The sequence below is a fragment of the Pseudomonas synxantha BG33R genome (assembly GCF_000263715.2).
In the GTDB taxonomy this organism is placed as follows: domain Bacteria; phylum Pseudomonadota; class Gammaproteobacteria; order Pseudomonadales; family Pseudomonadaceae; genus Aquipseudomonas; species Aquipseudomonas synxantha_A.
The window spans coordinates 1,429,139-1,451,571 of the sequence record NZ_CM001514.1 but is presented as its reverse complement, the minus strand read 5'-3'; the positions used below and the strand labels follow the sequence as shown (position 1 = coordinate 1,451,571).

Below are 22,433 nucleotides of genomic sequence, written 5' to 3'. Positions count from 1 at the left end.
GCTAGTCTCAAGCATGAGCCGTCGCGTTATTCACGCAGGCGGCTGGTCACTCATCACCGCCTGCCAGCGCAGGCTTATTGAGGTAGCCATGAAAATTCGAGAACTGGCCCAGCATTGGGAAGAAACCGCCAAGGGTCGCCTGACCAAGACTGAGTACGCGATTCATCTGGATGTGGAATCTGCCGCAAGGCTGGCCGCCATTGCCGAGATGTACCCCAAGCGCCACGTCGAAGAACTGCTCGGCGAGCTGATCGGCGCCGCCCTTGAAGAGCTGGAAGAAAGCTTTCCCTATATCAAGGGCGACCAAGTGATTGCCACCGATGAAGAGGGGGATCCACTGTATGAAGACGTGGGTCTCACACCCCGCTTTCTGACGTTGTCCCGCCGCTATCTTCATGATTTGTCCGCCAGCGCTGACGAACAGAAGCACTGAAAAACATTTTATTGACGTCAATCAAACCCAGGTATTCCGGGCTTTTTACAGGCTCGGAGTACCGCTGCGCGCTGCGAAAGTTCCATCTTTTGAACACTGACCACTCAGTCAGATATTTTTTCAGGCAATTCGCCATATCCGCTGAACTTTTGAAAAAAGCCTCGGGTCACAGCCAGTAGCCATCACTTGTGGAACGGTCGTTTGAACTGGCCTCATGAGCTTTACCGCCGGGCCCGCAACCGATACGCCACGATGGATTTTGATGTTTTTCAGGAGTTATCCAATGGAGTTGAAGACGATGAACACCAGCACCGCCAAATCCTCGTTTAACCACCTGCGCGGGCTCAAATTGGCCGCGCTGGCAATCGGCACCAGCTTCGTTCTGGCAGGCTGCGCCGGCAACCCTCCAACCGAGCAGTACGCTGTGACCCAATCGGCCGTTAACAGCGCCGTGAGCGCTGGCGGTACCGAGTTTGCAGCCGTGGAAATGAAGTCGGCTCAGGACAAGCTCAAAGAAGCTGAAATCGCGATGCACGACAAGAACTACGAGAAAGCTCGTCAGCTGGCTGAACAAGCCGAGTGGGACGCCCGCGTCGCCGAGCGTAAAGCCCAGGCTGCCAAGGCTCAACAGGCTGTGAAGGATTCTCAGAAGGCTGTTGAAGAACTGCGTAAGGAAGGCATGCGCCCAGCTGCAATCATGCAGAAGTAAGCCACTGCCCCTTGATTGCATCGCACCTGATATCGAATTGAAAGGACGACACGACTATGCGTAAACAATTGATGATCCCTGCCCTGCTGGCGATGAGCGTTGCCTTGGCGGCCTGCTCCACCCCGCCGAACGCGAACCTGGAAAATGCACGGACTAACTTCTCGGCCCTGCAAACCAACCCGCAAGCCACCAAACTGGCAGCCTTGGAAACCAAAGACGCCAGCGAATGGCTGGACAAGGCTGACAAGGCATACCGCGATAACGAAGACGAGAAGAAAGTCGACCAACTCGCTTACCTGACCAACCAGCGTGTTGAAGTTGCCAAGGACACCATCGTCCTGCGCGAATCCGAAGCCAAGCTGAAAAATGCCGGCGACGAACGTGCCCGCGCCCTGCTGGACGCCCGTGACGCGCAAATCAAGCAACTGCAAAACAGCTTGAACGCCAAGCAAACCGATCGCGGCACCCTGGTGACTTTCGGTGACGTACTGTTCGCCACCAACAAGTCCGACCTGAAATCCAGCGGCCTGGTGAACATCACCAAGCTGGCGCAGTTCCTGCGCGATAACCCGGATCGTAAAGTGATCGTTGAAGGCTACACCGACAGCACGGGTTCCGACTCGTACAACCAGAGCCTGTCGGAGCGTCGTGCAGCTTCCGTGCAACGTGCACTGGCTCAACAAGGCGTGGATATCTCGCGCATCGTGACCCAGGGCTACGGCAAGGAATATCCAGTTGCCGACAACGGCAGCGTTTCGGGCCGTGCCATGAACCGTCGCGTTGAAGTGACCATCTCCAACGACAACCAGCCAGTCAAGCCACGGTCTTCCGTTGCTAACTGATTGATTGTTGCCGGATAAAAAACCCACCTCGCGGTGGGTTTTTTTTGGCTAAGAAAATGTGATCGGACGATCGGTGTCTTCATCCGGCGGCGTTATCATCTTCGCGCTTGCGGGGCCGTCTGACGGGTTGCCAGTCAATTTGTTACGCGCTTGCTCTTGCGCATCATGCCGCTCCAACGCCTGATGCGCCCTGGCCATGGCCAGCATGTTGCGTATCACATTAATATCGATCACTACTCCCCGCCCCCTTCTGTGTAAGTTACATCGCCCTCTGTGGCTTTTTTACACAAAACGGTTCCCGGTAATTTCGCCAAGCGCAACTTTCAGCGAAATCAATCGGCTTATCCGGATTCGCCGCCAGGTAGTAGAAACGTGCTCATCACAGGCGGTGAGACCCAGGCTCACTGCTGCAATTGCGGGGTTTGCTCCCCCATACAACGCACGGCCTGCTTTTTGTTGTTCACCAGCACGCCGCTCAAGCCCTTCTGTTCGGTATCAAACATCACCAATACACCGTCGACACACTGCGCCACTTGTGCGGCCGGCGTGAGGGAGATCTTGTAATCCTCACCGGGCACGGTTTTGAGCATGGTGAAGTCGCTGAGCAGCAACGCATCTTCCGGCTTGGCGAAGTGCAGGTAGCCGTAATACCACAAGCACCCAACGGTACCGATGATAGTGCCGATGCCGGTGAGGATCAGCGGGATCATGTTGCGTTCTTCACTCATTGTGGGCTCTCTGATGAATCAACTTTAGGAATTGGATAATTCGCAATCTCGCCCAGCCGGCGCAGGCCGTTGAAGTGCTGCGGGTCGTCCAGGTAACGCAGCATGACGGTTTGCCAGGTCTTGTCGGCAAACGTCTGTACATGGCCGCCACGGGTCAGTTGCAACACCCTTGGCGCAGGGGCCACTTGATACAGGCGGATGCCATTGGCTACCGGCACGATGGGATCATCCAGGCTGTGGAACAACAGTTTTGGCACACCGGTCAGTTGGGGCATGGCATTGATTGCACTGTCGGCGTCGGGCACCAGCCACGACAGGGGCACCTGCAACGGCCAGGTTAACCAGGACGTGCTCAGGGCGAATTGTCCTACGTCACGATAACTGGCGGGTACGCCATCCAGTATCAGCGCCTTGATCTGGGGTTGACGCGCCGGATGGGCCGCCAGGTAATGCACCGCCAGCGCGCCGCCCAGGCTTTGGCCGAGCACAATCAACGGTTGCCCCTGGGTTTCAGGAGCTTTGTCGAGCCAGCTGAATGCTGCGTCGATATCCTGATAGATCGCCGGCAAGGACGGTTTGCCTTGCGAAAGCCCATAGCCGCGATAATCGAGCAACAGCACTTGATAGCCTTGCTCCGGCAACCACCAACTGCCGCCCAGGTGCCAGGCGAGATTACCGCCGTTGCCGTGCAGGTGCAGCACCGTTCCCTTCAGAGGTACGCCGGGTTTAGCCGGCAACCACCAGGCGTGGAGCTTGAGGCCGTCAGCAGTGGTGATAGTGACGTCGCGGTATTGCAGGCGGGCTTTTTCCGGCGTGAAGGGCAGGCCGGGCTCGGGATAGAACAGCAAGGAGCTGCAGCCGTTCAATGTGAGTAGCAGGCATAAGATGCCGAGGATTCTCATCCGTTGAAACCTCGTAGGTGAGTTGAAACCTGAAGTCTTGTGAAGATCCAATGGTGGGAGGGGGCAAGCCCCTCCCACACGCTGACCCGGTTGCTTCAATGAAATACCTAAAGGATATTGGAGTAATCCGCCTCGATCCGATCCAGGCTCAAGTGGTTGAGGAAGTTGGAAAAACACATCCACGCCGCCAGCGCGTTCATATCGCGAAACTGCTCCGGCAGGTACTTGGGCGGCACCACCAACCCCTCGTCGACCAGTTGGCGCAGGGTACGCATGTCTTCCAGGGTGGTCTTGCCACAGAACAGCAGCGGCACTTGTTCCAGCTTGCCTTTGCGCACGGCGAGCTGGATGTAGTTGTAGACCATGATAAAGCCCTTGAGGTAGGACAAATCCTTGGTAAACGGCAGACCGGTCGGCACTGAACCACGGAACACCCGGCTGGCGTTGCCATAGCTTTCGGCCATTTCAAAGCCTTGCTCACGGAAGAACTCGAACACCTGCAGGAAGTCGGCGCCCTCCTCCACCATATGGATGGCGCGGGTACGGTTGGTCAATTTACGCAGGCGGCTGGGATAGGAGGCAAACGTGATGATTTCCATCAGGATCGCCAGGCCCTCCTGGGTCACGGTGGACGACGGCGGGCCCTTGGACAGGAACGTGCAGATTGGCTGGTTCTGGCCATTGAGCGTGGTGCCCACATGCACCAGCCCTTCATGCACTTCCAGGGCGCGCACGTCGCGGTCGTTGAACATCGCGTCGGCGCGGATCTTGATATAGTCGGCGCCCGCCGCCGCATCCGCGACGATACCGTCGGACTCGAACACGCGGATAGTCTCTTCTGCCTCGCCAAACACCTTGTTCAGACGCGTTTGCAGCAGGCTCACCGCATCCTTGGCGGTGAGGGTCTTGGCTTCGTCCTTCAGATCGCCCCGGCCATCGATATTGTTCAGGTAGTCCGACAGCATCAGCCCCAGGTCTGCCAGGGTCGGGTCGCCAGCGTGGAACGCATCGGAGGCAGCGCCGTACAGTTCCTGGGATATCAGGCCAAAGTCCTCGGTGCCGCGCGCTTCAAGCATACGCACCACCATGCGGTATTCGCGGCACATGCGCCGCATGATCTGCCCCACCGGGCTGAACTGCCCCAGGCGGCGGGTGATGTCGCGCTCGATGTTCTGGAACTCCAGCTTCACCGCACTGGAATCGAAAGACAGGGGCCGGTTCAGGTAGTAATCGCGGTCCACGGCAGGCATGGCCTTGCCCTTGGCCTTGAGGAATCCCTGGCGGATGTTCTCGTCCCACTTCACTGCGTCGAGAACCCGGATCGGTGTCTGCGCCAGCACAATGCGATCGGACAAGCTGCGTATCGTCTGCTGGTAATCGTCCACCCGGTGTCTTCCTCTTTAAACGTTGAGCGTTGTCAGGCTTTGCTCGAATGCTGTCAGACCGAGGCCAATACCAGATGCATGTAACGCTTGAGGATTTCAAGCATCTCTTCACCGGTCAGAGGCTCTGCGCCGCCCAACAGGCCCTGATATTCCATCCGACTGATGATAGCCGTCAACACCTTGGCATCCTGCTGCGGCTCACGGGAGCCCAACACTTGAAAAAACTGCCCGGTGCCCTGCAACAGAATCTGTTGATGGGAGCGCACCAGTTCAGCCAGTCGCGGGTTCAGCAGGGCCTCCTGTCGAAACGCCTGCTCGGCCATCAGGTATTCGCGGCGGTTGGTCAGTTGGCGCAGCACGTAATCGGCGGTCAGCCGGGCAATGTCATCGGCCAGTTGCGCGCGCGACTGCGGGCTGCCATCGCCATAGGCAACCATCTCGCGCAACAAGCCCTCGTTACGCATCCACAGTTTGCCCATGAAGGCCGCGCTGCGTTCGACGTATTGGGCGAAGGTGTCGGTGAGCAGGTCATCGATATCCTTGAAATAGTAGGTGGTGGCCGACAACGGCACACCCGCCTCCGCCGCTACGGCTCGATGGCGTACGGCACGCACCCCTTCGCGCACCACGATGCGCATGGCCGCATCGAGAATGTCCTGGCGGCGTTGTTCGCTGCCCCGGCGGCTGGCCTTGCGGCCCTGGTACTGAACGCTTTCAGCCACGGCAGCAGCAATGCCGGCGGCACCTTCTTGAGCCATTACGCGGTTCACCACACTTCTTCCTTTAAAAGTGACGCTGGAATACGCCACATAAAAAAGCCGCCTTGTAAAAGGCGGCTTCGGATTTCGCAACGGTTACGCTTGTGGCCGCATGTGCGGGAACAGGATCACATCGCGGATCGATGGCGAGTTGGTCAACAACATCACCAGCCGGTCGATGCCGATGCCTTCACCAGCAGTCGGCGGCATGCCGTACTCCAGGGCACGTACGAAGTCGGCGTCGTAGTGCATGGCTTCGTCATCGCCGGCGTCCTTGTCGGCCACCTGAGCCATGAAGCGCTCGGCCTGATCTTCCGCGTCGTTAAGCTCGGAGTAGGCGTTGGCGATTTCGCGGCCGCCGATGAACAGTTCGAAACGGTCAGTGACGTTCGGGTTGTCGTCGTTGCGACGCGCCAGCGGCGACACTTCGAACGGGTACTGGGTAATGAAGTGTGGCTGCTCCAGCTTGTGCTCGACCAGCTCTTCGAAAATCATCACCTGCAATTTGCCCAGGCCTTCAAAGCCCAACACCTTGGCACCGGCTTTCTTGGCGATGGCGCGAGCCTTGTCGATGTCGTTCAGATCGTCAGCGGTCAGCTCAGGGTTGTACTTGAGGATCGAGTCGAACACCGAAAGACGCACGAACGGCTCGCCGAAGTGGAACACCTTGTCGCCGTACGGCACGTCGGTAGTCCCCAGAACAAGCTGCGCCAGTTCACGGAACAGTTCTTCGGTCAGGTCCATGTTGTCTTCGTAGTCGGCGTAGGCCTGGTAGAACTCCAACATGGTGAATTCAGGGTTGTGACGGGTCGAGACGCCTTCGTTACGGAAGTTGCGGTTGATCTCGAACACCTTCTCAAACCCGCCGACCACCAGGCGCTTGAGGTACAGCTCCGGCGCGATACGCAGGAACATTTCCATGTCCAGCGCGTTGTGGTGGGTTTCAAATGGCTTGGCTGCGGCACCACCGGGGATGGTTTGCAGCATCGGCGTTTCCACTTCCAGGAAGTCACGCTGCATCAGGAAGCTGCGGATGTGGGCAATGACTTGCGAACGCACACGGAAGGTCTGGCGCACGTCTTCGTTGACGATCAGGTCAACGTAACGCTGGCGATAGCGCTGCTCGGTGTCGGTCAGGCCGTGGTGCTTGTCCGGCAGCGGGCGCAAGGACTTGGTCAGCAGGCGCACGCTGGTCATTTCGACGTACAGGTCGCCCTTGCCGGAACGGGCCAGGGTGCCTTCTGCGGCGATGATGTCACCCATGTCCCAGGTTTTCACCGAGGCCAGGGTTTCTTCCGAGAGGGTTTTACGGTTGACGTAGACCTGGATACGCCCGGTCATGTCCTGAATCACCATGAACGAGCCACGGTTGAGCATGATGCGACCTGCCACCTTGACCGGGATCGCCGCTTCTGCCAGCTCTTCCTTGGTCTTGTCCGCGTACTGTTTCTGCAAGGCATCGCAGTAGTTGTCGCGGCGGAAGTCGTTGGGGAAGGCGTTACCCTTGGCGCGCTCGGCAGCAAGCTTTTCCTTGCGCAGGGCGATCAGGGAGTTTTCTTCCTGTTGCAGGGCTTGCGGGTCGAGTTGTTGGTCGCTCATGTCTTTTGAAATTCCATCACAGGTACGTTTTCCCCAGCCTTCGGCTGGGGATCGCGAGCAAGCTCGCTCCTACAGGGGTGTTACAGGCCGGATTTCAGGCTGGCTTCCAGGTATTCGTCGATATCACCGTCGAGTACCTTGTCGCAGTCGCTGCGTTCGATGTTGGTGCGCAGATCCTTGATCCGCGACGCATCGAGTACATACGAACGGATCTGGTGACCCCAGCCGATATCCGACTTGGTGTCTTCCAGCGCCTGGGAAGCGGCGTTGCGCTTCTGCATTTCCTGCTCGTACAACTTGGCCCGCAGCATTTTCATGGCGGTATCCTTGTTGGCGTGCTGGGAACGTTCGTTCTGGCAACTGACCACGGTGTTGGTCGGTACGTGGGTAATACGTACGGCCGAGTCAGTGGTGTTTACGTGCTGACCACCGGCACCGGAGGAACGGTAGGTGTCGATGCGCAGGTCGGCCGGGTTGATCTCGATTTCCACCTTGTCGTCGATCTCTGGCGAGACGAAAACGGCGGAGAACGAAGTGTGACGACGGTTGCCGGAGTCGAAGGGGCTCTTGCGCACCAGGCGGTGCACACCGATTTCGGTACGCAGCCAGCCAAAGGCGTATTCACCCTTGATATGCACGGTCGCGCCCTTGATACCGGCGACTTCACCGGCGGACAGTTCCATGATGGTCGCGTCGAAACCGCGCTTGTCGGCCCAGCGCAGGTACATGCGCAGCAGGATGTTGGCCCAGTCCTGGGCCTCGGTGCCGCCGGAACCGGCCTGGATGTCCAGGTAGGCGTTGTTCGGGTCCATTTCATGGCTGAACATGCGGCGGAATTCAAGCTTGGCGAGGTTTTCCTCGAGACGGGCCAGCTCGGCGACGACATCGCCCACTGCGCCTTCGTCGTTTTCTTCGACAGCCATGTCCAGCAGGTCACGACAATCGGCCAGACCGGTGTTCAGCTCGTCGAGGGTGTCGACGATCTGCGCCAGCGCAGCGCGCTCGCGCCCCAGTTCCTGGGCGTATTCAGGTTTGTTCCAGACACTCGGATCTTCAAGCTCGCGGTTGACCTCGGTCAGACGCTCATGCTTTTGATCGTAGTCAAAGATACCCCCGAATAGTTTCGGAGCGCTCGGACAGGTCCTTGATGGTGTTAAGGATCGGGTTGATTTCCATGGCGGGCAGCACTCGTTGGCGAACTTTTGAAAGCCGGCGAGTATAACGGCAAACGGCTGGGAACGGCAGCCCGCTTGGCCGATTCTGCCAAGGCGGCGCTTCCTCTCCTCACGCCAGCTTCGCTAACAGATGCGCGACCACCAAAGCGTTTCCTGCGGGAGGGCGATACCCCGCGTTAGAAAAACCACACCTACTACTCGCTCAAAAATGACCGTTCATCTGTTTATACAAATGATCTGAACATCAAAATCAGAGCCCGCCTAAAAGAGCACAATCCAACCCACCCGAACAAAAACAAACAATTAGGTTTCTAGCCAAATCGCCCCAAGACTCAAGTCACAAATATACAAGAATATAAATACATCAGTTTCAGACCCGTCTTACAAATACTCCTACAGACATAAAATCAAATCAAAACGCCATCAGTTTTTTATTCCTTCCCGCTCAAATAAGTTCGATCAAAGCGACTGAGCTTTGTCTTCAGGACGTACAAACTTTCAAACTCGATCACTCTCACAAAAAACGGAGAGACCCTATGGCACAGCAAGGGTGGCAACCAGGACAACCTTTAGAACTCAAGCCCACGATAATTACCGCCGGGAGACGAAACACTTATTGGGGTGGCGAAGGCGGAGGCTACGCAGGAAGTGGAGATGGCTGGGGCCTTCAAGAAGGGCCTCGTCGAGGTGAAGGAGACCGTAGCCGCTTCAAGCAGTTTGACTTCCCCAGCACCACCGCTGATTTCATTGGAGAGCAAAAGTACAACCAATCCTTGATTGACGCAGAGTACAGCGCACGGTTCGCAACGCTAACGACTGAAACTGAACGCGAACTCGCAGAGAAACAGCAAGCCGCGAAAGCTTCACAGCCACTCACAGAGACAGCCTCAGCCATTCTCGATCAAAAAATCGCACTTGAAATCATCGACGCGAAAAAAACCAAATACGCCAATACTGCGCCACTCATCTATGGGCTCTATGATCAAAGCCCTTTTTATCTGATGGAAAACTTAACCTATACAAAACTACGTGAAACGCTTGCATCCTCTGACCCGATAAGAAATTTGGGCGATACGTACACACTTTACGACAACGTTTGGAGAGCCGCGCAAGAACTCAAGGCTCTCTCGCTCTCCATAGACATTCTGGCTAAAAAACTTTCAGGGTTGGCAAAGGCCCGGCAAACGTTGGAGGCCAATTTAGCCGAACATGATCCTGGCTGGGCAAATTTACACAATGAGTATCTGAAGGCCATTGCCGATGAGTTGGAAATTCAGGTGCAGTTGCTGCCGGAATATTTGCAGGTGGAACTCACCTCTCTTGCAGGTTCTGTCGTTGGATTGACACCCGACCAGACCCTCATGCTTTACAAAAACACGCTGGACAAAATGATCGAAGAAACGATGGCTGCGATCAAACCTATTGACCCACCGTTAGCCATAAACCGGAACGGGTTGATGATTTACTATCCCGCAGCCAACCCACGGGTTACACCGCCACTGAGCAAACCCGAGCTTGAGGGACTGAAACAGCTTATTTATCTGCAGCAGAATACCGCGCTTGGGGTGAGATGGCTCAGCCACCATGATTTTGTGCTGAATTCAGAGTCCGCGCGGTTTCTTGCCAACGCCTCCAATGCAATCAGCGACCTCGCGGGACGTGCGCAGCAGGTAGCCACGGCCCAGGCGCGTATTGAAGCGGTACGAGCAACCAATACCTATCGACTGTCGGGCACTGCTTCTGCGACTCAAGCGATAGTCATGACCTCAGTCGGGACTATCGCAACAGCAGAAGGGATTACCATCACGCTGCAAGCTGCTATTCGGTCAGCAGTGGCCGCATTGACGGAGTTGGTCGCAAGTACCGCGAGTGGCTTAATGGTCGGTGTTTCAGCGTTGGTCTATTCCCCCAAACTCGCAAATGGAGAACTTCCAGAGCGTTATGCGCTTGGTACACCGATCTCAACCTTGGTACCAGACCTCAACGAGTCGACGATAACCTCGGCAGTCAACGGCACAATCGACCTGCCGGTTCGAATGAGTTCGAAGACGGCTACCGATGGGCGGTCAGAAGTATTAGTGGTCACTGCCGACGGTACAAGCGTGCCTTCCAAGGTCAAGGTGGTTGCTGCGACCTATGATCCTGGGCAGAAGGTATACACCGTCACGACAAGTGACATTCCACCAAGAACGTTGATCTGGACACCTATCGTTGCCCCTGGGGATAGCTCAACAACGCTGCCCGTTGATCAATCTGAACCGCCTGTCTATACGGGAGCTACCGTAACTCCCGTTGAAGGAAGGATTGACAGTTTTCCAGCCGCTGCTGAGGCAGGATTTGACGACTTCATCACTGTCTTCCCGGTCAACTCTGGCTTACCTCCCATCTATGTGTTTTTCAGGGATCGACGGGAAGACCCAGGAGTTGTGACAGGCAACGGGCAATCTATAACCGGTTCCTGGCTAGGAGCGGCCTCACAAGGGGAAGGCTCCCCTATACCTTCGCAAATTGCCGACAAGCTTAAAGGTCAGGAGTTTAAAAACTTCAGAGCATTTCGCGAAGCCTTCTGGAAAACGGTTGCCAACGACTCGGAACTGGCAAGTCAGTTCAAACGTCAAAATTTGTCGATAATGCTGGATGGGAAAACTCCCTTTTCAAGCAAATCAGAGTGGGTGGGGGAATCTGTTAAATTCGAAATTCACCACAAAATTTTCATTTCTCAAGGCGGCGAGATTTTTGACATTGACAACATCTATATAGTCACTCCAAAACGCCATAAAGAAATTCATAGAAAAGGCATCTAAAAAGATGAAAACATTAATCACCGAATACACAGAGACCGAATTTCTGAACTTTGTAATCTCTCTTTGTGACAGCAGCGTTCGCACCGAAGAAGAAGACATTGAAATGGTTTTCGAGTTTGAACGCCTGACGGAGCACCCGGACGGAGCGGATCTAATCTACTACCCAAGAGATGACAGAGAAGACAGCCCAGAAGGAATTGTAAAAGAAGTCAAAGAGTGGCGTGCGAATAATGGCAAGCCTGGTTTCAGAATAGAATAACGCCGCCCTATCCCCTGCCATCGGTTCTACAACGATGGCAGACTTCTTATTTCACTCAACGAGTCGACAATAACCTCGGCAGTCAACAGCACAATCGACCTGCCGGTTCGAATGAGTTCGAAGACGGCTGCCGATGGGCGGTCAGAATCATAATGCTGAAATTTACGCATACTAACCCCTAAACGCCACATGGAGCCTCATAAGAAAGGAGCCGAATGATGAAACTCAAACAAAGTTTTTCCGAGTATACAAAAGATGAATTTTTATTATTCATGAAAGAAATACTCAAGGAAAATACCGCTCCAACCGATGAGCGACTAGATAAACTTTTACAACACTTCGAATTAATTACTGAACACCCAGAAGGAACAGACCTTATTTATTACACCGCATCGGATACAGAAAGTACAATTGAAGCTATAACTGAAAGAGTTGAAAACTGGCGAGCCACCAATAACAAGCATGGATTTAAGGTTGAGCCATAATAAATACGGCCATTCAACTGGGTAATTAAGATGAAAACCTCAATTTCCGAGTACACAGAAAGCGAATTTTTAAGTTTTGTAACTTCTCTTTGTGATGCGAGTGCTCGCACTGAGGAAGAAGATGACGAAATGCTATTAGCATTCAAGCGACTTACGGAGCATCCTGACGGATCAGATCTCGTCTACTATCCAAGAGCTGACAGAGAAGACAGCCCGGAGGGCATTGTAAAAGAAGTTAAAGAGTGGCGTGCGGCTAATGGCAGGCCTGGATTTAAAATAGAATAATCTCTCTGCAATCCCCCTTCCATCGACGCTACATAGATGGCGGGTTTCTTCGTTCAACCACGTTCATGTGCACTTAATCTGGACGAATACCGCGCTCACAATGTGGGAGGGAAGCCCCTCCCACATTTTAATGGGGTACAGCCTCAACTCACTCGATACCAACCTGATTACGCCCATTATGCTTGGCCGTATACAGCCCCTTGTCCGCCGCCATGATCAGTTGCCGGCAGTCCGTGCCCTGCACCGGCGTCAAGGTCGACAGGCCAATGCTGATGGTCAGGCTCGCCCCTTCTGCCGGGGCAATGTGCGGGATTTTCAGGGCCGCCACCGCCATGCGCAATTTTTCTGCAACCAACCGTGCGCCGCCCGGCGAGGTATTGGGCAGTACCAGCGCGAACTCTTCGCCGCCGTATCGCGCCGGCAAGTCCGAAGGGCGGCTGCTGGCGTCGCGGATAGCGGCGGCGACTTTGCGCAAGGCTTCATCGCCTTCGACGTGGCCGAAGCTGTCGTTGTAGGTCTTGAAGAAGTCCACGTCGATCATCAGCAGCGACAGTTGGGTCTGGTCGCGCATGGCACGGCGCCACTCCAGTTCCAGGTATTCGTCGAAGTGGCGGCGGTTGGACAGCCCGGTCAGGCCGTCGGAGTTCATCAGGCGTTGCAGCACCAGGTTGGTATCCAGCAACTGTTGCTGGCTGACCCGCAGCGCACGGTAGGCCGCGTCACGCTGCAACAGCGTCATGTAGGACCGCGAGTGGTAGCGGATACGCGCCACCAGTTCGATGTTGTCGGGCAGCTTGACCAGGTAATCGTTGGCGCCGGCCGCGAAGGCCGCACTCTTGATCAGCGGGTCTTCCTTGGTGGACAGCACGATGATCGGGATATTCGCGGTCGCCGGGTGATTGCGGTATTCACGCACCAAGGTCAGACCGTCGAGGCCGGGCATCACCAGGTCCTGCAGGATCACCGTCGGCTTGATGCGGATCGCCTGGGCAATCGCCTGGTGCGGGTCGGCGCAAAAGTGGAAGTCGATGTTTTCTTCATGGGACAGGCCGCGCCGCACGGCTTCGCCGATCATGGCCTGATCGTCGACCAGCAGCACCATGGCGGCGTTCTCATCGGTCTTGAAGTCGTCGAGCTGTAAATCATTCATGTGCAGTCACCTGAATTACTACCTGCAAGCCAGCACGGCGGGAGATTTTCGATCATTTTGCAAAGACCTCCAGCAATCGGGGCGCAATTCTATCCAGTGGGCGAATTTCAACAGCAGCATCAATCGCCGCCGCCGCTTTGGGCATGCCGTACACCGCCGAGCTCTGCTGATCCTGGGCGATGGTCAAATATCCTTGTTCGCGCATCAGCTTGAGGCCCTGGGCCCCGTCGCGCCCCATGCCGGTCAGTAGTACGCCGACGGCGTCACCGGTCCAGTAACTGGCGACGCTTTCGAAAAACACGTCGATGGAGGGCCGGTAAATCTCGTTCACCGGCTCTGCGGTATAGGCTAGCGTGCCATTTTTCAACAAGCGAATATGATGGTTGGTGCCGGCCAGCAAGACCACGCCGGCCTGGGGCGGCTCGCCCTCACAGGCCAGGCGCACGGGCAGGCCGGAGGCGCTGCTCAGCCACTCGGCCATGCCGGCGGCGAAGACCTGGTCCACATGCTGCACCAGCACGATGGCGGCGGGAAAATCCCGCGGCAAGCCCTTGAGCAGAACCTCCAGCGCCGCCGGCCCACCCGCTGAAGAACCAATGGCCACCAGCCGTTGACGCTTGCCTGTGCCCCGTTGCGGTGGGGTTTCGGCACGCACACGCGTGCCGCGCTGGCCAATCAACCAACCGATATTGAGGATCTTGCGCAATAGCGGTGCCGCCGCATCCTTGGGGTTGCCTACGCCCAGCGCCGGGGTATCCACCACATCCAGCGCTCCGTGGCCCATGGCTTCGAATACGCGGCTGACGTTGGCCTGGCGGTCGACAGTAACGATCACGATAGGGCAAGGCGTGTCAGCCATGATCTGCCGGGTAGCCTCCACCCCATCCATCACCGGCATGATCAGGTCCATCAGGATCAGGTCCGGGGTCAGCTCGGCACAGCGGCGCACCGCTTCCAGGCCATTGCTGGCCACCCACACCACCTCGTGGGCGGGCTCAAAGCTCAAGGCGCGGCGCAAGGCCTCTATCGCCAGGGGCATGTCATTGACGATCGCAATCCTCATGCCCGGGCGCCTCCAATCAGTTCAACCACGGCGTCGAGCAAGGCGTCGTCATGGAAACTGGCTTTGGCTAAATAATAGTCGGCGCCCGCGTCGAGTCCACGACGTCGGTCTTCTTCACGATCCTTGTAGGAAACCACCATCACCGGCAACGATTGCAGGCGACTGTCACGACGCAAAAGTGTGACCAATTCAATACCGTCCATGCGAGGCATATCAATATCAGTGATAAGCAGGTCGAAGTCCTCGGAGCGCAATGCGTTCCAGCCATCCATGCCATCGACCGCAACAGCGACTTCATAACCACGATTGAGTAATAATTTGCGTTGCAGCTCGCGTACGGTCAGCGAGTCGTCTACCACCAGCACGCGCTTGCGCGGTGCTTCGGTGGCCTGCTGGCTGCGCCGGGCGATACGTTCCAGGCGGCCGGTGTTGAGCAATTTATCCACCGAACGCAGCATGTCTTCGACATCGACGATCAGTACCACCGAGCCGTCATCGAGCAAGGCCCCTGCAGAAATATCCTGGACCTTGCCCAGGCGATCATCCAGCGGCAACACCACCAGGGTGCGTTCACCGATAAAGCGCTCCACGGCAATCCCGTACACGGCATCGCGCTCGCGGATCACCACGACTTTCAGGGTCTGCGAAGGACTCTGCCCCGGTGGGCGCTGCAGCAACTGGCTGGCGGCAACCAGGCCCACATGTCGGCCCTCGTGCCAGAAGTGTTGGCGGCCTTCCAGTTGCACAATGTCGTCGGGAGCCAGGTCACACATACGTTCAATGTGGGCCAGGGGGAAGGCATAGGCTTCTTCGCCCACGTCCACCACCAGGCTGCGCACCACCGACAAGGTCAACGGCACTTCCAGATGGAAGCGACTGCCCTGCCCCGCCGTCTGCTCCAGTACCACCGCGCCACGCAGTTGGCGAACCATATGCTGCACTGCATCCAGGCCAACGCCACGACCGGACACCTCGGTGACCTTGTCGCGCAAGCTGAACCCCGGCAGGAACAGGAACGTCAGCAGTTCCTCTTCGCTCAGGCGCAGGGCAGTTTCCACCGGCGACAGATTACGTTCGACAATGGTGCCGCGCAGGCGCTCCAGATCGACACCGTTGCCGTCGTCGCTCAATTCCAGTACCAGCAACCCGGCTTGATGGGACGCACGCAGGCGGATCAGGCCTTCCGCCGGTTTGCCCGCCAGCAGCCGCTGCTCGGGCGTTTCGATGCCGTGGTCGACCGCATTGCGCAGTAAATGAGTGAGCGGTGCTTCAAGTTTTTCCAGGACGTCTCGATCGACCTGGGTCTTTTCGCCTTCGATTTCCAGGCGCACTTGCTTGCCCAGGCTGCGACCGAGGTCACGCACCATGCGCACCTGCCCCGCCAGCACGTCGGCAAACGGTCGCATGCGGCAGGCCAGTGCGGTGTCGTAAAGCACCTGGGCGCGCTGGCCGGCCTGCCAGGCGTACTCGTCAAGTTCCGCGTTTTTATCCGCCAGCAGTGCCTGAGCTTCGCTCAACAAGCGGCGGGTATCGGCCAGGGCTTCCTGAGTCTCAAGATTCAAATCCAGGTGCTTGAGGTGACCGTCCAGGGTATCGAGGGCGCGCAGGCTGTTGCTTTGAATGCGCTTGAGGCGTTGCATACTGGCCAGGTGAGGCTTGAGCCGCTGGGTTTCCACCAAGGACTTGCTCGACAGGTCCAACAGGCTGTTCAAGCGCTCGGCGGTAACCCGCAGTACACGCTCGCCACCCTCGGTGATGCGCTTGTTCTGACGCGGTGGCTCACTGCTGACGGGCGGTGCAACCTCTGGCTCTTGCGGCAATGCTTCAACGATAGGCGCCGGAGCAGGCTCGGGCTCGGCTTTTGGCGCCGGCGTAGCGGGTGGCTGCGCCGGGTCAAGCAGACGCTCCATCAACTCCACGTACGCCTGGATATCCAACGGCCCCACGCTGTTGCCTGGCGTGGCGATACGCATCAGCAGGTCAGTGCCTTGCAACAACGCATCGATATGTTCCGGTTGCAGGTACAGACGACCTTCCTGGGCGCTGACCAGGCAATCCTCCATGACGTGGGCCACGCCGACCCCGGCATCCACCCCAACAATCCGCGCCGCGCCCTTGAGCGAATGTGCGGCGCGCATACAGGCTTCAAGTTGATCCGCCTGGGTCGGGTTGCGCTCCAGGGCCAGCAGGCCGGCGCTCAATACCTGGGTTTGCGCATCGGCCTCCAGGCTGAACAGCTCCAACAGCGAGGCATCACGCATCTGGTCGGGGGTCATGCGAGGCTCCGGGTCACGGCGGACAACAATTGCGCTTCGTCCAGCCAGCGCAGGCTGCGGCCTTTGAACTGCAACACACCTTGGGTATAGCGTGCGCTGGCCTGGGTACCGGAGGCCGAGGCCGCGTTCAAGGTGCGCTCATCGATGGCATGAATGCCATCCACTTCATCCACCGGCACGACGATCGGACCGTCCTGGGCGGCAATGATCAACATGCGCGGCATGATCCGCCCGCCACTGGGCCCGCTGCTGGTGCTGTCCAGGCCCAGCAGTTCCACCAGCGATAGGCACGCCACCAGCGCACCCCGCACGTTGGCCACCCCCAGCAGCGCACGGGAACGCTGGTGCGGCAAGGAGTGGATCGGTTGCAATGGCGCCACTTCCACCAGGCAGCGGGTGGCGATACCGAGCCATTCTTCACCGAGGCGGAACATCAACAGCGAACGGGTGACCACCTCGCTACCCGCTTCGGCAGCGGCCTGCGAGCGCTGATCATCCTGCTGCAGGGCATAGCGGTCGAGCAGGCGCGTGGCGGCGGCGGAATACACCGAGCAGTTGCGGCAGTGAATATGCTCGTCCAGCAGTGGGCAGGACCTGTCGCCATGAATGCCGATACGGTTCCAGCAGTCATCGATGGCTTGGGTATCGGTCAGCGTCAGGTCCAGGCCTGCGGTGTCGAGCGCGTCAGGGCTGTTCATCGTTCGGACTCACTGTGTGCTCGCTCGCTACGGGCGGCGCGGGCTTGTAGCCGGCGCGCTCCCGCACTGTCGCCCTGGGATTCGAGCAACGCAGCCAGATGCATCAAGGCCTGCGAATGCTGCGGTTCCAGGTACAAGGCTTTTCGGTAATACCCCTGGGCTTCCAAGGCGCTGCCGGCCACATCGCTGAGCAACCCCAACCAATAGAACACCTGGGCAACCGGCGGGTGGCTGCTTAAATAACGCTCACAGGCGGCCCGGGCCTCCGCACTTTTGCCTTCATTGGCCAGGGTCGCGATCTGGCCGAGCAAATCCCCTGCGTCGGTGTGGGGCACCTTGACCGGCGGCACCTGAGTGCTGACCGTGCTGAACGGACGCGGCTTGAGTGGTATCGGTGCTGCACTGCGCTGCGGTGCTGGCGCGGGCATCGGCACGAATACCGGCGGCGGGGTCTGCTCTACGTGTCGACTGAAGGCAAAGGATTGCGGCACGCCAATCGAACGCATGCCATGGCGCCCCAGCAGGCTGCCCTCGGCCGGGCCGATAAACAGCACACCGTCCACATGAGTCAGTTCCTTGAGCACATCAAATACTTGCTTCTGGGTCGGCTGGTCGAAGTAGATCAACAGGTTGCGGCAGAACACAAAATCGTAGGTCGGCTCGTTGGCCAGCAGTGTCGGGTCGAGCAAGTTGCCCACTTGCAGACGCACTTGCTCGCGCACCCGGTCGGCGATGCGGTAACCGCCGGTTTCTTCTGTGAAGTGGCGGTCGCGAAATTCGAGATCGGCCCCGCGAAACGAGTTCTTGCCGTACACACCGCGCCGGGCACGTTCCACCGACAGCGGGCTGACGTCCATCCCCTGAACCTTGAACTGATGGGGCGCCAGGCCCGCATCCAACAAGGCCATGGCAATCGAATAGGGCTCTTCGCCAGTCGAACACGGCAGGCTGAGGATGCGCAGCGCGCGCATCTGCTTGATCTCGACCAGCCGCAGTTGGGCCAGGCGGGCCAAGGTCGCAAAGGACTCGGGGTAGCGGAAAAACCAGGTCTCGGGAACGATCACCGCTTCGATCAGTGCCTGCTGCTCGTCGTGGGAATGTTGCAGGAGCTGCCAGTAGGCCTCCGTCGACTGCGCCTGGGAGGCTTGGCAGCGCTGGCGCACCGCACGCTCGATGATCGCCTCGCCCACCGAGGCAACGTCCAGGCCGATGCGTTCTTTCAAGAACGCCGAAAAACGCGGGTCACTGCTCATAGGCTTAACTCGGCGCAAAACAGCAAGGCGCGTACTTCAGCGCTCAGCAGCTCGGCAATGCCAATCCACTGCATCAAGCCCTGTGCATCCTCGCGTACCGGCCCCAGGTAGGGCGCCTGCTGGTTGTCCACGCCATAAGGCTGGAACTCGGCGGGGTCGCAACGCAGGGTGTCGGTGGCCTGCTCCAGGATCAGCCCCAGCCCACGCGCTTCACTCCAGGGTTGCGGCTGGTAGTTGACCAGCACCAGCCGCGTGCTGGTGCGAGCCTGGGCCGGGGTGCCGAACGTCAGGGCACTGACATCGATTACCGGCACCAGCGCGCCGCGATGCGCAAAGATACCCGCCACCCACAGTGGCGCATGGGCGATGGGTTTGAGCGGCAGGCGCGGCAGCACCTCCGCCACTTCGGTGGCCTTTAGGGCAAAGCGTTCGTTGCCGATGCGAAACACCAGGAACAACGCCGTTTTCGCTGCCGGGACGGCGACGCGTTTAGCCGCGAGATCGCTCATCAGACTTTGAAACGCGACACGCCGCTGCGCAGACCCACCGCGACCTGGCTCAGCTCATCAATGGCAAAGCTGGCCTGACGCAGGGATTCGACGGTCTGGCTGCTGGCATCGCCCAATTGCACCAGCGCGTGGTTGATCTGTTCGGCGCCGGTGGCCTGGGCCTGCATGCCTTCGTTGACCATCAACACCCGCGGCGCCAGGGCCTGTACCTGGTGGATGATCTGCGACAGTTGCTCGCCCACTTGCTGCACTTCGAACATACCCCGGCGGACTTCCTCGGAGAACTTGTCCATGCCCATCACGCCCGCCGACACCGCTGACTGGATCTCACGCACCATTTGCTCGATGTCGTAGGTTGCCACGGCAGTCTGGTCGGCCAGGCGGCGCACTTCGGTGGCCACCACGGCAAAGCCGCGACCGTATTCACCGGCTTTCTCCGCTTCGATGGCGGCATTGAGAGACAACAGGTTGGTCTGGTCAGCCACCTTGACGATGGTCACCACCACCTGGTTGATGTTGCCGGCCTTTTCATTGAGGATCGCCAGCTTGGCGTTGACCAGGTCGGCGGCGCCCATCACCGAGTGCATGGTCTCTTCCATGCGTGCCAGGCCCTGCTGGCCGGAACCGGCGGCCACCGAGGCCTGGTCGGCGGCGGTGGACACTTCGGTCATGGTACGCACCAGATCCTTGGACGTGGCCGCAATCTCGCGGGAGGTGGCGCCGATTTCCGTGGTGGTGGCTGCGGTTTCCGTGGCGGTGGCCTGTTGCTGCTTGGAGGTCGCGGCGATCTCGGTGACCGAGGTGGTGACCTGCACCGACGAACGCTGCGCCTGGGACACCAGGGCAGTCAGCTCGGTCATCATGTCGTTGAAGCCGGTTTCGACCGCGTTGAATTCGTCCTTGCGCTCCAGGTTCAGGCGCTTGCTCAGGTCGCCGGTGCGCATGACCTCGAGGATCTGCACGATACGCTGCATCGGCGCCATGATCGCGCGCATCAGCAACAGGCCGCACAGCGCCGCGGCGAGAATCGCCAGCAGCAGCGAGACGCCCATGCTGACCTTTGCCGCTGCTACGGCATCATCGATGGCAGCGGTGGCATTGTCGGCGACCTGTTTGTTCTCATTGATGATGTCGTTGAGCTTCATGCGGCCTGCGGTCCAGGCGGGGGTCAGTTGTTCGTTGAACAGCCTTAGCGCCTCGGCCGGGTTGTTGCTCTGATGAGCCGCCAGGACCTGGGCGAGAATGGCGTTGTAGTTCTGGTGCAGTTTTTCGAAGGCATCGAATTCGGTCCGATCCTGGGTGATATTGATCGTGCCCGCGTAACTGGCCATGTGCTGCTCAAGCCGCGCTTCGAATGACTTGTAGTCCTGCTTGTCTTCCTCGGAAATGCCCTGGTTTTCGTGGATCCCGACCAGTTCCTGGGTTTGCAGGTAGCTGTCGACCCAGGCGCTGCGGATCATCGAGCTGAAAAACACGCCGGGCACGGCGTCGTCGCGCACGGAGTTTTCGCTGGCTTCGATCTTGAGCAGGCGCGAATAGGAGAGCACCACCATCAGCAGCATGATGGCGATAATTACCGCAAAGCTCGCCAAAATCCTTTGGCGCAGGGTCCAGTTCTTCACAGTAATTCCTCGCAGGGGCATTCAAATGGAGGGGAGTATAGCTGAGCGGATGCTCGGGTTTATCAACGCTTTTGAGGGGGGATCCACAGAATGCGTAAGCGGGATGGGTAGCATCTTTGGCTACAGGGATCTAACTGAAGGGGCCCGGAGCAAATGTGGGAGGGGCGGTGCGACGGTTCGACTTGCTCCCGATGGCGGCCTCAGGGTTGGTTGGGATGTTGGATCAGACCGAGTACATATCCGTTATTCAGGTGACGGCCGCTATTGGTTCCGCTTTTACAGCGGGTCACTTTGGAAAAGAGCCCCAAAGTAACCAAAAGGCTCTTGCCCCACCACTCGGCACCTCGCTTAGGCTCGGTGTGCCCGTAATCCGCCAGTGATTTGGGGGGCCGCCGCCACGCGCCATCCATGGCGCGGGGCGGCTAAACCGGCATCCCTGCCGGTTTACCCCCCAAATCCCTGTCGAATTCCGGCCAGCGTGGTTTAACGGGGCGCCTGAGATCAAAAGCAGATCAAGAGCAAGATCAAGAGCGGCTCGCTTCGCATCGTGGTTAGCGGGGCAGAGCTGCGTTGAGCCGCACTTGCTTTTCCAGCTCCAGCTTTAAGCCGGGTTCAAGTTTCAGTTGGCGGGCCAGTTCATCCAGGTAGGCTTTTTCCATGAAATTTTCCTCATCCACCAGCATGACGCTGGCGATGTACATTTCGGCGGCCATTTCCGGGGTGCTGGCGGCGCGGGCGACGTCGGTGGGGTCCAGGGGCTTGTTGAGTTCGGCGTGCAGCCAGTGTTGCAGTTCCTGGTCGTTGTCCAGCTTGGTGAATTCGCCTTCGATCAACGCGCGCTCGCGCTCATCCACATGGCCGTCTGCCTTTGCGGCGGCCACCAGTGCCTTGAGAATGCCCTGGCTGTGTTGTTCAACCTGGGCCGGAGGCAGGCGGTCGATGGTTTGTGGTTCGCCTTGGGGGGCGCTGGCTTGCTGGGCTTGCCAGTTGCCGTAGGCTTTATAGGCAATCACACCCAATGCGGCCAGGCCGCCGTAGGTCAGGGCCTTGCCGCCGAATTTGCGCGCTTTTTTGTTGCCCAGCAGCAAGCCCATGGCTCCGGCCGCCAGGGCGCCGCCGCCGGCACCGCCGAGCATGCTGCCCAGCCCGCTACCGCCGAGTAAACCGCCAAGGGCGCTTTTGTCGTTGGATTTGCGTTGGCCGCCAGCCTTGTTTTGCAACATATCCTGGCCAGACTTGAGCAACTGATCGAGCAATCCGCGGGTATTCATTCGTAGCCTCCAGACACTTGGGTTCATAGGATCAATAGGCCCCCAGCGTAAGACGAAGTGCCAAAAAGCCGCGATCTAGAGTGCTTCCAGATGTAACGCGGGTATGCCAACCAGGAAACGTCTTGTTGCATATGCAAGGCCATCATCCCGCCATCAATCAATTTGCCTTGTTCATCGAACCGCTTAAGCTATCCGGCGTCTGTTTATTGTCCGTTGCGTTTGGCCGA

Annotated in this window: 22 protein-coding genes; 7 read left to right on the top strand and 15 right to left on the bottom strand. The window is 58.2% G+C overall.

Annotation, left to right across the window (positions count from 1 at the left end; all coding sequences use genetic code 11):
• The first annotated feature begins 88 nt into the window (after nt 1–88).
• From PSEBG33_RS20545 to PSEBG33_RS20555, 3 genes are all read left to right on the top strand, one after another.
• Entirely contained in the window at nt 89–433 is a 345-nt protein-coding gene (locus PSEBG33_RS20545) for a hypothetical protein (protein WP_005785520.1), read from the top strand.
• 283 nt (nt 434–716) lie between these two features.
• Nucleotides 717–1,142, top strand: a complete 426-nt coding sequence (locus PSEBG33_RS20550; protein ID WP_005785519.1) for a DUF4398 domain-containing protein — start codon at nt 717–719, stop codon at nt 1,140–1,142.
• A gap of 56 nt (nt 1,143–1,198) precedes the next feature.
• On the top strand, nt 1,199–1,984 hold the full coding sequence (locus tag PSEBG33_RS20555) for an OmpA family protein (RefSeq protein WP_005785517.1): 786 nt from the start codon (nt 1,199–1,201) through the stop codon (nt 1,982–1,984).
• A 48-nt stretch (nt 1,985–2,032) separates the two neighbouring features.
• Here PSEBG33_RS20555 and PSEBG33_RS20560 read toward each other — a convergent pair whose 3' ends face one another.
• The 7 genes from PSEBG33_RS20560 to prfB form a co-directional block, all read right to left on the bottom strand.
• Nucleotides 2,033–2,218 (bottom strand): hypothetical protein, encoded by a 186-nt coding sequence (locus PSEBG33_RS20560; RefSeq protein WP_032803302.1) that lies wholly within the window; start codon nt 2,216–2,218, stop codon nt 2,033–2,035.
• A gap of 167 nt (nt 2,219–2,385) precedes the next feature.
• Entirely contained in the window at nt 2,386–2,712 is a 327-nt protein-coding gene (locus PSEBG33_RS20565; RefSeq protein ID WP_005785514.1) for a hypothetical protein, read from the bottom strand.
• Nucleotides 2,709–3,614: an alpha/beta hydrolase gene (locus PSEBG33_RS20570; RefSeq protein WP_005785512.1), complete on the bottom strand. Its 906-nt coding sequence runs from the start codon at nt 3,612–3,614 to the stop codon at nt 2,709–2,711. Before PSEBG33_RS20570 ends, PSEBG33_RS20565 begins: the two co-directional genes overlap by 4 nt.
• Nucleotides 3,615–3,721: 107 nt before the next feature.
• Nucleotides 3,722–4,999, bottom strand: a complete 1,278-nt coding sequence (locus PSEBG33_RS20575; protein WP_005785511.1) for a flavohemoglobin expression-modulating QEGLA motif protein — start codon at nt 4,997–4,999, stop codon at nt 3,722–3,724.
• Between the two features lie 53 nt (nt 5,000–5,052).
• A complete protein-coding gene (locus PSEBG33_RS20580) occupies nt 5,053–5,769 on the bottom strand; it encodes a TetR/AcrR family transcriptional regulator (protein ID WP_005785508.1) in 717 nt (238 codons plus the stop codon).
• A gap of 84 nt (nt 5,770–5,853) precedes the next feature.
• Nucleotides 5,854–7,356 (bottom strand): lysine--tRNA ligase, encoded by a 1,503-nt coding sequence (lysS, locus tag PSEBG33_RS20585; protein ID WP_005785507.1) that lies wholly within the window; start codon nt 7,354–7,356, stop codon nt 5,854–5,856.
• A gap of 80 nt (nt 7,357–7,436) precedes the next feature.
• Nucleotides 7,437–8,532 (bottom strand): peptide chain release factor 2 gene (gene prfB, locus PSEBG33_RS26950; protein ID WP_098465888.1). Its coding sequence is split into 2 segments (ribosomal slippage): nt 7,437–8,459 and nt 8,461–8,532, totalling 1,095 coding nucleotides; the frame shifts between segments, so codons are not numbered across the junction.
• A 535-nt stretch (nt 8,533–9,067) separates the two neighbouring features.
• On the opposite strand from prfB, the gene PSEBG33_RS20590 reads away from it, so the two are divergent.
• The 4 genes from PSEBG33_RS20590 to PSEBG33_RS28490 all read left to right on the top strand — a co-directional run bounded on the left by PSEBG33_RS20590 (nt 9,068) and on the right by PSEBG33_RS28490 (nt 12,364).
• Nucleotides 9,068–11,335 carry an S-type pyocin domain-containing protein gene (locus tag PSEBG33_RS20590; RefSeq protein WP_005785504.1) on the top strand — a complete coding sequence of 756 codons (2,268 nt, stop codon included), beginning with the start codon at nt 9,068–9,070 and terminating at the stop codon, nt 11,333–11,335.
• Between the two features lie 4 nt (nt 11,336–11,339).
• On the top strand, nt 11,340–11,594 hold the full coding sequence (locus PSEBG33_RS26940; RefSeq protein ID WP_032803300.1) for a bacteriocin immunity protein: 255 nt from the start codon (nt 11,340–11,342) through the stop codon (nt 11,592–11,594).
• Nucleotides 11,595–11,812: 218 nt separating this feature from the next.
• Entirely contained in the window at nt 11,813–12,079 is a 267-nt protein-coding gene (locus tag PSEBG33_RS20595) for a bacteriocin immunity protein (protein ID WP_032803299.1), read from the top strand.
• 30 nt (nt 12,080–12,109) lie between these two features.
• The gene (locus tag PSEBG33_RS28490; RefSeq protein ID WP_087945225.1) at nt 12,110–12,364 is read left to right on the top strand and encodes a bacteriocin immunity protein; all 255 of its coding nucleotides are present in this window, start codon (nt 12,110–12,112) and stop codon (nt 12,362–12,364) included.
• Nucleotides 12,365–12,512: 148 nt separating this feature from the next.
• Here the strand turns inward: PSEBG33_RS28490 and PSEBG33_RS20600 are convergent, their stop codons facing one another.
• The 8 genes from PSEBG33_RS20600 to PSEBG33_RS20635 form a co-directional block, all read right to left on the bottom strand.
• Nucleotides 12,513–13,514, bottom strand: a complete 1,002-nt coding sequence (locus PSEBG33_RS20600) for a response regulator (RefSeq protein WP_005785499.1) — start codon at nt 13,512–13,514, stop codon at nt 12,513–12,515.
• A 52-nt stretch (nt 13,515–13,566) separates the two neighbouring features.
• Nucleotides 13,567–14,577: a chemotaxis response regulator protein-glutamate methylesterase gene (locus PSEBG33_RS20605; protein WP_005785497.1), complete on the bottom strand. Its 1,011-nt coding sequence runs from the start codon at nt 14,575–14,577 to the stop codon at nt 13,567–13,569.
• A complete protein-coding gene (locus tag PSEBG33_RS20610; protein WP_005785494.1) occupies nt 14,574–16,853 on the bottom strand; it encodes a hybrid sensor histidine kinase/response regulator in 2,280 nt (759 codons plus the stop codon). The genes PSEBG33_RS20605 and PSEBG33_RS20610 overlap by 4 nt, the downstream gene beginning before the upstream one ends.
• A complete protein-coding gene (locus PSEBG33_RS20615; RefSeq protein ID WP_005785492.1) occupies nt 16,850–17,551 on the bottom strand; it encodes a chemotaxis protein CheW in 702 nt (233 codons plus the stop codon). Before PSEBG33_RS20615 ends, PSEBG33_RS20610 begins: the two co-directional genes overlap by 4 nt.
• On the bottom strand, nt 17,548–18,804 hold the full coding sequence (locus tag PSEBG33_RS20620) for a CheR family methyltransferase (RefSeq protein ID WP_005785490.1): 1,257 nt from the start codon (nt 18,802–18,804) through the stop codon (nt 17,548–17,550). Before PSEBG33_RS20620 ends, PSEBG33_RS20615 begins: the two co-directional genes overlap by 4 nt.
• Nucleotides 18,801–19,313, bottom strand: a complete 513-nt coding sequence (locus tag PSEBG33_RS20625; protein ID WP_005785488.1) for a chemotaxis protein CheW — start codon at nt 19,311–19,313, stop codon at nt 18,801–18,803. The genes PSEBG33_RS20620 and PSEBG33_RS20625 overlap by 4 nt, the downstream gene beginning before the upstream one ends.
• Nucleotides 19,313–20,935, bottom strand: coding sequence for a methyl-accepting chemotaxis protein (locus PSEBG33_RS20630; RefSeq protein ID WP_005785487.1), 1,623 nt, complete (start codon nt 20,933–20,935; stop codon nt 19,313–19,315). The genes PSEBG33_RS20625 and PSEBG33_RS20630 overlap by 1 nt, the downstream gene beginning before the upstream one ends.
• Before the next feature lie 551 nt (nt 20,936–21,486).
• A complete protein-coding gene (locus PSEBG33_RS20635; protein ID WP_005785485.1) occupies nt 21,487–22,206 on the bottom strand; it encodes a tellurite resistance TerB family protein in 720 nt (239 codons plus the stop codon).
• Between the last annotated feature and the right edge of the window lie 227 nt (nt 22,207–22,433).

What these genes read in the sequence shown, in the direction of transcription:
- PSEBG33_RS20605 (WP_005785497.1), bottom strand. Translation starts at nt 14,577, where the DNA reads ATGAGGATTGCGATCGTCAATGACATGCCCCTGGCGATAGAGGCCTTG.
- PSEBG33_RS20615 (WP_005785492.1), bottom strand. Translation starts at nt 17,551, where the DNA reads ATGAACAGCCCTGACGCGCTCGACACCGCAGGCCTGGACCTGACGCTG.
- PSEBG33_RS20635 (WP_005785485.1), bottom strand. Translation starts at nt 22,206, where the DNA reads ATGAATACCCGCGGATTGCTCGATCAGTTGCTCAAGTCTGGCCAGGAT.
- PSEBG33_RS20625 (WP_005785488.1), bottom strand. Translation starts at nt 19,313, where the DNA reads ATGAGCGATCTCGCGGCTAAACGCGTCGCCGTCCCGGCAGCGAAAACG.
- PSEBG33_RS20595 (WP_032803299.1), top strand. Translation starts at nt 11,813, where the DNA reads ATGAAACTCAAACAAAGTTTTTCCGAGTATACAAAAGATGAATTTTTA.
- PSEBG33_RS28490 (WP_087945225.1), top strand. Translation starts at nt 12,110, where the DNA reads ATGAAAACCTCAATTTCCGAGTACACAGAAAGCGAATTTTTAAGTTTT.
- lysS (WP_005785507.1), bottom strand. Translation starts at nt 7,356, where the DNA reads ATGAGCGACCAACAACTCGACCCGCAAGCCCTGCAACAGGAAGAAAAC.
- PSEBG33_RS20545 (WP_005785520.1), top strand. Translation starts at nt 89, where the DNA reads ATGAAAATTCGAGAACTGGCCCAGCATTGGGAAGAAACCGCCAAGGGT.
- PSEBG33_RS20570 (WP_005785512.1), bottom strand. Translation starts at nt 3,614, where the DNA reads ATGAGAATCCTCGGCATCTTATGCCTGCTACTCACATTGAACGGCTGC.
- PSEBG33_RS20565 (WP_005785514.1), bottom strand. Translation starts at nt 2,712, where the DNA reads ATGAGTGAAGAACGCAACATGATCCCGCTGATCCTCACCGGCATCGGC.
- PSEBG33_RS20550 (WP_005785519.1), top strand. Translation starts at nt 717, where the DNA reads ATGGAGTTGAAGACGATGAACACCAGCACCGCCAAATCCTCGTTTAAC.
- PSEBG33_RS20600 (WP_005785499.1), bottom strand. Translation starts at nt 13,514, where the DNA reads ATGAATGATTTACAGCTCGACGACTTCAAGACCGATGAGAACGCCGCC.
- PSEBG33_RS26940 (WP_032803300.1), top strand. Translation starts at nt 11,340, where the DNA reads ATGAAAACATTAATCACCGAATACACAGAGACCGAATTTCTGAACTTT.
- PSEBG33_RS20610 (WP_005785494.1), bottom strand. Translation starts at nt 16,853, where the DNA reads ATGACCCCCGACCAGATGCGTGATGCCTCGCTGTTGGAGCTGTTCAGC.
- PSEBG33_RS20620 (WP_005785490.1), bottom strand. Translation starts at nt 18,804, where the DNA reads ATGAGCAGTGACCCGCGTTTTTCGGCGTTCTTGAAAGAACGCATCGGC.
- PSEBG33_RS20555 (WP_005785517.1), top strand. Translation starts at nt 1,199, where the DNA reads ATGCGTAAACAATTGATGATCCCTGCCCTGCTGGCGATGAGCGTTGCC.
- PSEBG33_RS20590 (WP_005785504.1), top strand. Translation starts at nt 9,068, where the DNA reads ATGGCACAGCAAGGGTGGCAACCAGGACAACCTTTAGAACTCAAGCCC.